Source organism: Pseudonocardia asaccharolytica DSM 44247 = NBRC 16224 (assembly GCF_000423625.1).
Lineage (GTDB): Bacteria > Actinomycetota > Actinomycetes > Mycobacteriales > Pseudonocardiaceae > Pseudonocardia > Pseudonocardia asaccharolytica.
The window spans coordinates 20,867-29,938 of record NZ_AUII01000040.1; the positions used below are offsets into that span (position 1 = coordinate 20,867).

The following is a 9,072-nucleotide window of genomic DNA, read 5'->3' on the forward strand; positions in this document are numbered from 1 at the left end:
CCGTTCGAGTGGCCGCTCAATCCTGTCCACGCCGCGACCGTCGATACACCAAATACGCGGGCCGCGCCCTCGCAAGGACAACCCACGATACTCCGCATCCCCCACAATTGGGGAAGAGCCCGGTGATAAGCGCCGTTAATGGGGGGATAATGAATTCTGCTTTGACCGGGCAGTGTCCGGATCGGCACAGTTACGGCCATGACTGTCGAGGCTGGCGAACGGGCCGCTCGCGCCGAGCGCGTGCGCGCCGTCGCGAGCGGCCTCCGTGATCAGCGTGGTGCGCTACTGCCCATCCTGCACGCGGTTCAGGCCGAGTTCGGCCATATTGACCAAGCGGATCTCCCGGTGCTCGCCGATGTTCTGAACCTTTCGGTGGCCGAGGTGCACGGGGTGGTCACCTTCTACAGCGACTTTCGCAATACGAGTCCCGGCCGGGTCCATCTGCGGATCTGCCGGGCCGAGGCCTGCCAGGCGGTCGGTGCCGAGGCACTCGCCGAGCATGCCAGCGCCGGGCTGGGCGTCGGCTTCGGGGAGACCACCGCTGACGGCGCCGTGACCCTCGATCAGGTCTTCTGCCTCGGCAACTGTGCACTCGGCCCCACGGTGCAGGTCGGCGAGCGACTGCACGGACGGGTGAACCCGGCGCGGTTGGACGCGATCCTCGCGGAGGCGGCGCGATGAGCGAGCGTGCGAGCGGATCGTCGGCACAGCGCGAGCGTGCGCCGGTCCAGGTGTACGTCCCCGGCGATTCGGCGGCCCGATCGGTCGGTGCCGACCTGATGGCCGAACGGCTTGCCGCGGTGGCGGCCGCGGCCGGCAGGCCGGTGCAGGTGGTGCGCACCGGGTCGCGCGGGATGCTGTGGCTGGAGCCGCTGATCGAGGTGGAGACGTCCGCGGGCCGGGTCGGCTACGGCCCGGTCGCACCCGAGGACGTCGACGGGCTCGTCGCGGCCGGCCTGCTCGACGGCGCGGCGCACGAGCTCGGCGTCGGTCTCGTCGAGGAGCTGCCGTGGATGCGCCGCCAGCAGCGGCTCACCTTCGCCAGGGTCGGGATCGTCGACCCCCGCTCGGCCGACGACCACCTCGCCCACGGCGGCACCGCGGGGCTGCGGGCCGCGCTGGAGCTGAGCCCGGCCGACGTCGTCGAACAGGTCGTGGAGTCCGGCTTGCGCGGCCGGGGCGGGGCGGGCTTTCCCACCGGCGTCAAGTGGCGCACCGTGCTCGGCGCGCAGGCCGACCAGAAGTTCGTGTGCTGCAACGCCGACGAGGGTGACTCCGGGACGTTCGCCGACCGGATGCTCATGGAGGGCGACCCGTTCATCCTGATCGAGGGCATGACGATCGCCGCGCACGCGGTGGGCGCCACCGAGGGCTACATCTACATTCGCTCGGAGTATCCCGACGCGGTCGCGACGATGACCGCCGCGATCGAGACCGCCCGCGAGCGGCGCTGGCTGGGTGAGCGGATCCTCGGCTCCGAGCTGACGTTCGAGCTGCACGTGCGGGTCGGGGCGGGCGCCTACATCTGCGGCGAGGAGACCTCGATGCTGGAGAGCCTGGAGGGCAAGCGGGGGACGGTCCGACCCAAGCCGCCGATCCCGGCGCTCGCGGGGCTGTTCGGCAAGCCGACCGTCGTCAACAACGTGCTGTCGCTGGCCTCGGTGCCCACGATCCTCACCGGCGGGGCCGCGGCGTACGCCGCGCTGGGCACCGGGCGCTCCCGCGGCACGAGCGTGTTCCAGCTCGGCGGCAATGTGCGCCGGGGCGGCATCGTCGAGACGGCCTTCGGGATCACCCTCGGCGAGCTCGTGGAGTCGTTCGGCGACGGCACGGCGTCGGGACGTCCGGTGAAGGCGGTGCAGGTCGGCGGCCCGCTGGGCGCCTACCTTCCGGCGGACCGGTTCGACCTGCCGATGGACTACGAGGCCTTCGCCGAGGCCGGGGCGATGCTCGGGCACGGCGGGGTCGTCGTCTTCGACGACACCGCGGACATGACCGCGATGGCGCGGTTCGCGATGGAATTCTGCGCCGAGGAGTCCTGCGGGAAATGCACACCGTGCCGGGTCGGCGCGGTCCGCGGCGTGGAGACCATCGACCGGATCCGCCGCGGCGAGGACCGCGCCGCCAACTTCGAGCTGCTCGAGGATCTGTGCGAACTCATGACCGACGGCTCGCTCTGCGCGATGGGCGGGCTCACACCGATGCCGGTGCGCAGTGCGCTGCGGCATTTCGCGAAGGACTTCGGAGTGGAGGCGGCCGGATGAGCCTGCTCAGGGAACCCGACTTCGGTACCCCGGCGCGGGCCGGCGAGGCAACCGTCGAGGTGACGATCGACGGCCTGACCCTCGCGGTGCCGCCGGGGACGTCGGTGCTGCGGGCGGCCAAGCACGCCGGGATCGACATCCCCAAGCTGTGCGCCACCGACAGCCTGGAGGCGTTCGGGTCCTGCCGGCTGTGCCTGGTGGAGATCGACGGGGCGCGCGGCACCCCCGCCTCGTGCACCACCCCGGTCGCGCCGGGGATGGTCGTGCGCACCCAGACCGAGCGGGTGGCCACGTTGCGCCGCGGCGTCATGGAGCTCTACATCTCCGACCACCCGCTGGACTGCCTGACCTGCTCGGCCAACGGCGACTGCGAGCTGCAGGACATGGCGGGCGTGACCGGGCTGCGCGAGGTGCGCTACGGCGCCGGCGTCGACGCCGGCGCCAATCACATGGACGCGCCGATCGACCTGTCCAACCCGTACTTCGCCTTCGACCCTGCCAAGTGCATCGTCTGCTCGCGCTGCGTGCGGGCCTGCGACGAGGTGCAGGGGACGCTCGCGCTGACCATCGACGGCCGCGGCTTCGACTCGAAGGTCGCCGCGGGCGCGGGCGTCCCGTTCATGGAGTCCGACTGCGTGTCCTGCGGCGCCTGCGTGCAGGCCTGCCCGACCGCGGCGCTGCAGGAGAAGACCGTCATCGAGCTGGGCATGCCCACCCGCACTGTGCTGACCACGTGCGCCTACTGCGGGGTCGGCTGTTCGTTCAAGGCCGAGCTGCGCGGTGACGAGCTGGTGCGGATGGTGCCCTACGCGGACGGCGGCGCGAACGAGGGGCATTCCTGTGTGAAGGGCCGGTTCGCGTTCGGCTATGCGACCCACCCCGACCGGGTGCTCACCCCGATGGTGCGCGATTCGATCGCCGACCCATGGCGGGAGGTGTCCTGGGACGAGGCGATCGGGTTCACCGCGCGCAGGCTGACCGAGATCCAGACCGAGCACGGCACCGGCTCGATCGGGGCGATCACGTCCTCCCGCTGCACCAACGAGGAGGTCTACGTCGTCCAGAAGATGGTGCGGGCCGCGTTCGGCAACAACAACGTGGACACCTGCGCCCGGGTCTGCCACTCGCCGACCGGCTACGGGCTCAAGCAGACCTTCGGCACCTCGGCCGGAACCCAGGACTTCGGGTCCATCGAGAAGGCCGACGTGATCATGGTGATCGGCGCGAACCCCACCGACGGCCACCCGGTGTTCGCGTCCCGGATGAAGCGGCGGCTGCGGGAGGGAGCCGAGCTCATCGTCGTCGACCCGCGACGGATCGACCTCGTGCGTTCGCCGCACATCGAGGCCGCCCACCATCTGGCCCTGGCGCCGGGCACCAACGTCGCGGTGGTCAACGCGATGGCGCACGTGGTGGTCACCGAGGGACTGGTCGACCGGGAGTTCGTCGAGCAGCGCTGCGAGGGGCTTGCCGAGTGGGAGGCCTTCATAGCCCGGCCCGAGCACAGCCCGGAAGCCGTTGAGGAGATCACCGGGGTGCCCGCCGAGGAGCTGCGCGCCGCGGCCCGGCTCTATGCGACCGGGGGCAACGCCGCGATCTACTACGGGCTCGGCGTCACCGAGCACAGCCAGGGCTCGACCATGGTCATCGGCATGGCGAACCTCGCGATGGCCACCGGCAACATCGGCCGCGAGGGCGTCGGGGTCAACCCCTTGCGCGGCCAGAACAACGTGCAGGGCTCCTGCGACATGGGTTCGTTCCCGCACGAGCTGCCCGGCTACCGGCACGTCTCCGACGATCGCGTGCGCGAGGTCTACGAGAAGCTGTGGGCCACCGAGCTGCTCGACGAGCCGGGGTTGCGGCTGCCCAACATGTTCGACGCCGCGATCGAGGGTTCGTTCCGCGCGCTGTTCGTGCAGGGCGAGGACATCGCCCAGTCCGACCCGAACATCCAGCACGTGCACGCGGCGCTGGCGGCAATGGACCTGGTCGTGGTGCAGGACCTGTTCTGCAACGAGACCGCCGAGTTCGCCCACGTCTTCCTGCCCGGCACCTCCTTCCTGGAGAAGGACGGCACGTTCACCAACGCCGAGCGCCGGATCAACCGGGTGCGCCCGGTGCGACCGTCCCCGACCGGCAAGCAGGAATGGGAGATCGTCTGCGAGCTCGCGCAGGCCATGGGATACCCCATGCGCTACGACGACGCCGCGCGGATCATGGACGAGATCGCGCTCACCACGCCGACGTTCGCCGGGGTCTCCTTTACCCACCTCGACGAGGTCGGCAGCGTGCAGTGGCCGTGTACCGAGGCCGCCCCGAACGGTACCCCGATCATGCACGCCGACGGGTTCGTGCGGGGCAAGGGCCGGTTCATCGAGACCCCCTACGTCCCGACCAGCGAGCGGACCACCCGGCGCTTCCCGCTCGTGCTGACCACCGGCCGGATCCTCACCCAGTACAACGTGGGCGCCCAGACCCGGCGCACCGCCAACGTCGCCTGGCATCCCGAGGACCTGCTGGAACTGCACCCGCACGACGCCGAGGTGCGCGGCATCCGCGACGGCGACATGGTCAGCCTCACCAGCCGGGTGGGCAGCACGACCCTGCGGGCGCTGGTCTCCGACCGGATGCCGGTCGGGGTCTGCTACACCACGTTCCACCATCCCGTCACCGGGGCTAACGTCGTCACCACCGAGAACACCGACTGGGCCACCGGCTGCCCCGAGTACAAGGTCACGGCCGTGCAGGTGTCGCTGTCGATGACGCCCGGCCATTCGGCGGCCGACGAGGCGCGCCAGCCGATCTCGGTCGCGGGGAGCTGATCGTGGAGACGACATCGCAGAGCGTCCCACCGCACGTCCGGCGGGTGAACGACATCGTCGCGCAGTTCCGCCATCGGCCGGCCGAGGAGGCCGCCTCCGAGGTGGCCGGGCATCTGCGGCTGTTCTGGGAGCCACGGATGCGCCGGGCGCTGATCAAACACGTCGACGACGGTGCCGACGAGCTGGACCCGGTTGCGGTCGCAGCGGCTGGACTTCTGCGCATGCCGGACTGATCATGCCGGAGTCTGTGCCGAGGTCGTCGCCGGTCTCCTGGGACGCGGCTCGGGAGCGGGCCCGTGCGGCGGCCCCCGCGGTTGCGCCGCGGCCGGTCGGTCTCGGCGACGCCCTCGAAGCGGTCCTGGCGACGCCGCTGGTCGCGGCGGTCGCGATGCCTCAGGTGGATCATTCGGCGATGGACGGGTACGCGGTCTGCGGCCCCGCGCCGTGGACCCTCGTCGGCGCCGCTTGCGGACGGGCAGGCGTGTGCCGTGGTGACCGGGGCCGCGCTGCCGGAGCGGACGACGGCGGTGCTGCGCGACGAGGACGCCACGCTGGCCGGGGACCGGCTGACCGGGACGGTGACCGCGGGCAGGCACATCCGCCGGGCCGGGGAGGAATGCCGCCCCGGCGAGCCGGTCGTGCCCGCGGGCGCCGCGGTCGCACCCGCCGTGCTGGGGCTGGCCGCGGCGCTGGGCTGCGACGAGCTGCCCGGGCTGATCGCCGCGGCCGGCGGACGCTGCACCGGCGTCGTGCGCCTGCGGGACTCGCGGCAGCTGCTCGTCCACGCCCTGCGCACCGCCGAGGCGGAGGTGGTGCTGGTCTCCGGGTCGTCGGCGGCCGGGCCCGCCGACCATCTGCGCGCGGCGCTGTCCGCGCTGGGCGCCGAGCTCGTCGTCGACGGCGTGGCCTGCAGGCCGGGGCATCCGCAGGCGCTCGCCCGGCTGCCCGGGGGCGGTCTGGTCATCGGGCTGCCGGGCAACCCGCTCGCCGCGCTCGTCGCGTTCCTCACCCTCGCCGTCCCTGCGCTGGCCAGCCTGCGCGGCGAGCCGATGCCGCGGCTGGGGCAGGCGCGGGCGCCGGGCCTGACGGCCCATCCCGACTGCACCCGGCTGGTCCCGGTGTCGGTCCGCGACGGCGTCGCGCACGCCGTGGGCCACGCCGGGTCGGCGATGCTGCGGGGCGCCGCGGTGGCCGACGCGTTCGCCGTCGTCGCCCCGGGCGCCGAGCCCTCCCGCGGGGACCCGGTGCGGCTGCTGCCGCTGGCCCTAGGGGCTCAGCCGTTGCCGGCCTGATGCCCGGTGCGGTGCGAGCCCCTTGCCCTCGACTCCCTCCCGCCGACACCCTTCTGCCGAACATTTGCAATGCGCACCTGGGTGCACCGCCCTTCGTCGCGATCGCCCTTCATCGCGGTGGGATCGCACCGTGCGCATGCCGATGCCTGCGCCACCGATGATGGACCGGCAGGCGGAGCGGCTGCGACCGACGAGCCGGCGGCTATCGAGCCTCGTCACTGACTTCGATGTGGCGCTGGGGCCGCGACGGCGCCGAGCTGAGGCCGGACCCCGCCTGACGGATGCCGCTCGGCGCATTGTTGAGCGGTCGTTCGGCGGCGCCGGAGTGCCTTTGACCTGCGACGAACGACCCATACTCGAACATCAGTTCGAGTAGACTGGGGTCGTGTCCGACAGCCCGCTCCCCGCCGTGCACCGCCTCGCCACCGAGGCGCTGGACGCGCTGGACGCCACCGCCGGCCCCGGTGCCGCCGACGACGCGCTGGTCGCGCTGCTGACCCTGTGCGAGGGGCTGGCCCGGCGGCTGGACCGGCTGGTCGTCGCCACGGTGGCCACGCTGTTGCGGCGGGGCGTGTTCGCCGAAAGGGGCTACACATCCACCGCCGCGGCCCTCGGGGATCTGCTGGGGTGGGAGCGGTCCGAGGCCCGTCGCCGGGTGCTCGCCGCCGAGCAGGTGTGCCCCCGGATCGGGCTCGACGGTGCCGCGCTGCCCGCGCGGCTGCCGGCCACCGCCGCGGTCTTCGCCGAGGGGCGAGCGACGCTGCGCCACGTCGAGACCATCGCCAAGATCCTCGCGACCCCGGCGGCCGGACGGCTGAGCCCGCCGGTGTGGGCCGGCGCGGAGGCCGAGCTGGCCGACAAGGCCACGATCCACACCCCCAGCGAGCTGCACGCCTACGGCACCCGGCTGATCGAGATGCTCGATGCCGACGGGCCCGAACCCGACGACGAGCCCCCGGCCCCGGTCAACGAGCTGACCTTGACCCGGCACCGGGGCGCCCCCGGCGGCACGCTGAAGGGCCGCTTCGACGACGCGGCGCTGTTCGACGCGATCGCGACGGTGCTCGACGCGAAGGCCGCGCCGCTCACCGGTGACGACGACCGCCCGACCGCGCAGCGGCAGGCCGAGGCCCTGGCCGAGGTGTGCGGGTATGTGCTCGACCACGCCGGCTGCGTGCCCGAGGGCGGCGGACACCGCCCGCACCTGAACGTTCTGGTGCGGCTGGAGGACCTGGAGACCCGGGCCCGGTCGGCGGTGCTGGACTTCGGCGGGACGCTCACCCCGCCCGAACTGCGCATGCTGGCCTGCGACGCCGCGGTCATCCCCATCGTCATGAACGGCGCCGGGCAACCGCTGGACGTCGGGCGGCTGACCCGCACGATTCCCGACGGGCTGCGCCGCGCCATCGCGGCCCGGGATCTGGGCTGCGCGTTTCCCGGGTGCGGACGTACCCCGTCGTGGTGCCAGGTGCATCACATTCGGCCGTGGGAACGCGGCGGCGAAACCACACGCGACAACCTGGTGATGCTCTGCCGGGTCCACCATCGGATGATGCATTCCTCCGGCTGGGTGGTGCGCCTGTGCGAGGGGCTGCCGGAGTTCATTCCGCCCCGCTGGATCGACCCGGACCAGACGCCCCGCCGAAGACCATTCCCCCACCTGATCATCTAGCGCGTGTTTACTAATCGGCGGAGCCAGATGTTGATCCCTGCGATGTGGGTGGTGGCTTCGTAGCGCAGGGCCAGCTTTTCGTAGCGGGTGGCGACTGCCCGGTTCTGTTTGTGCAGGTTGATGCTGGCTTCGACGGCGTGACGCTGCCGGTAGATGTCGGGGTCGAACCGTGGCGACCGCCCGCCGCGTGATCCGCGCTTGCGCCGGTGGGCCTGCTGATCGCGCTTGGTCGGGATGGTCGCCCGGATTCCGCGGCGGCGCAGGTAGGCCCGGTTGGCCCGGGATGAGTACGCCTTGTCGGCCAGGACCCGGTCCGGGCGGGTCCGGGGCCGACCCCGCCCCGGCCGCCGCACCCGGATGCGTTCCAGGACCCGCACAAACTGCGGGCTGTCTCCCCGATGCCCGGCGGTGATCACCATCGACAGCGGCTTACGCCCCTGCTCACAGGCCAGATGCAGCGTGGTGGTCCACCCGCCCCGAGACCGGCCCAACGCGTGGTCGACCGGCTCGGCGCCGGGCGGCTCGACCTGGCTGGCCGGATCCCGGCGGGCGCCGGCGGCGTGCTGATGCGCCCGCACGAGGGTGGAATCCACCGAGACGTCCCAGCAGATCAGGCCCGCCGCGTCTCCGAGCTGCTGCAGACCAGCCAGGATCGCCGCCCAGGTGCCGTCGCGCTGCCAGCGTCGAAACAGGCCGTAGATCGACTGCCAGGACCCGTACCGTTCGGGCACGTCCCGCCACGGTGTACCGGACCGGACCCGCCACCGGATCCCGTCGATCAACTGCCGCCAGGTCCCGGTTCGGGGCCGTCCACGCCCACTCACCGCAGGTAGCAGCGGCTCGAGCAGCTGCCACTGCGCGTCGGTGAGGTCATGACGGGCCCCCGCGAGTACGGTGCCCACGAGGTCTCCGGTGGTGATGGTCTTCTTGGTCGTTGATCCATCTACCGGAGACCTCACTCATCTCCGCTGACCGACACGCACAGGCGACGGACGAAGATCCACTTTTTAAACAGGCGCTAG

The 9,072-nt window shown here is 72.1% G+C and carries 7 protein-coding genes and 1 pseudogene; 7 read left to right on the forward strand and 1 reads right to left on the reverse strand.

The genetic code is table 11. The features are described 5' to 3' along the window. Window positions 1-198 precede the first annotated feature (198 nt). From G567_RS0123155 to G567_RS30890, 7 genes and pseudogenes are all read left to right on the forward strand, one after another. The gene (locus tag G567_RS0123155) at window positions 199-681 is read left to right on the forward strand and encodes a formate dehydrogenase subunit gamma (RefSeq protein ID WP_028931823.1); all 483 of its coding nucleotides are present in this window, start codon (window positions 199-201) and stop codon (window positions 679-681) included. Beyond that, window positions 678-2,264 (forward strand): formate dehydrogenase beta subunit, encoded by a 1,587-nt coding sequence (locus tag G567_RS30880; RefSeq protein WP_051233462.1) that lies wholly within the window; start codon window positions 678-680, stop codon window positions 2,262-2,264. Before G567_RS0123155 ends, G567_RS30880 begins: the two co-directional genes overlap by 4 nt. Beyond that, the gene (gene fdhF, locus G567_RS0123165) at window positions 2,261-5,086 is read left to right on the forward strand and encodes a formate dehydrogenase subunit alpha (protein ID WP_028931824.1); all 2,826 of its coding nucleotides are present in this window, start codon (window positions 2,261-2,263) and stop codon (window positions 5,084-5,086) included. The genes G567_RS30880 and fdhF overlap by 4 nt, the downstream gene beginning before the upstream one ends. Before the next feature lie 2 nt (window positions 5,087-5,088). Continuing rightward, a complete protein-coding gene (locus G567_RS0123170; RefSeq protein ID WP_028931825.1) occupies window positions 5,089-5,319 on the forward strand; it encodes a formate dehydrogenase subunit delta in 231 nt (76 codons plus the stop codon). A 2-nt stretch (window positions 5,320-5,321) separates the two neighbouring features. After that, a pseudogene (locus tag G567_RS36450) lies at window positions 5,322-6,105 on the forward strand (molybdopterin-binding protein); the annotation flags it as partial. Between the two features lie 30 nt (window positions 6,106-6,135). Beyond that, window positions 6,136-6,378, forward strand: a complete 243-nt coding sequence (locus G567_RS36455) for a hypothetical protein (RefSeq protein ID WP_245585766.1) — start codon at window positions 6,136-6,138, stop codon at window positions 6,376-6,378. A 385-nt stretch (window positions 6,379-6,763) separates the two neighbouring features. Then, entirely contained in the window at window positions 6,764-8,050 is a 1,287-nt protein-coding gene (locus G567_RS30890) for an HNH endonuclease signature motif containing protein (protein ID WP_051233464.1), read from the forward strand. On the opposite strand, the gene G567_RS0123185 is transcribed toward G567_RS30890, so the two are convergent. Next, window positions 8,047-8,952 carry an IS5 family transposase gene (locus G567_RS0123185; RefSeq protein ID WP_028930735.1) on the reverse strand — a complete coding sequence of 302 codons (906 nt, stop codon included), beginning with the start codon at window positions 8,950-8,952 and terminating at the stop codon, window positions 8,047-8,049. The two genes, G567_RS30890 and G567_RS0123185, sit on opposite strands and share 4 nt — an antisense overlap. Window positions 8,953-9,072: the final 120 nt, after the last annotated feature.

Bases quoted from the DNA above. Each gene is read 5' to 3' on its own strand.
- G567_RS36455 (WP_245585766.1), top strand. From the start codon at position 6,136: ATGCCGCGGCTGGGGCAGGCGCGGGCGCCGGGCCTGACGGCCCATCCC.
- G567_RS30880 (WP_051233462.1), top strand. From the start codon at position 678: ATGAGCGAGCGTGCGAGCGGATCGTCGGCACAGCGCGAGCGTGCGCCG.
- fdhF (WP_028931824.1), top strand. From the start codon at position 2,261: ATGAGCCTGCTCAGGGAACCCGACTTCGGTACCCCGGCGCGGGCCGGC.
- G567_RS0123155 (WP_028931823.1), top strand. From the start codon at position 199: ATGACTGTCGAGGCTGGCGAACGGGCCGCTCGCGCCGAGCGCGTGCGC.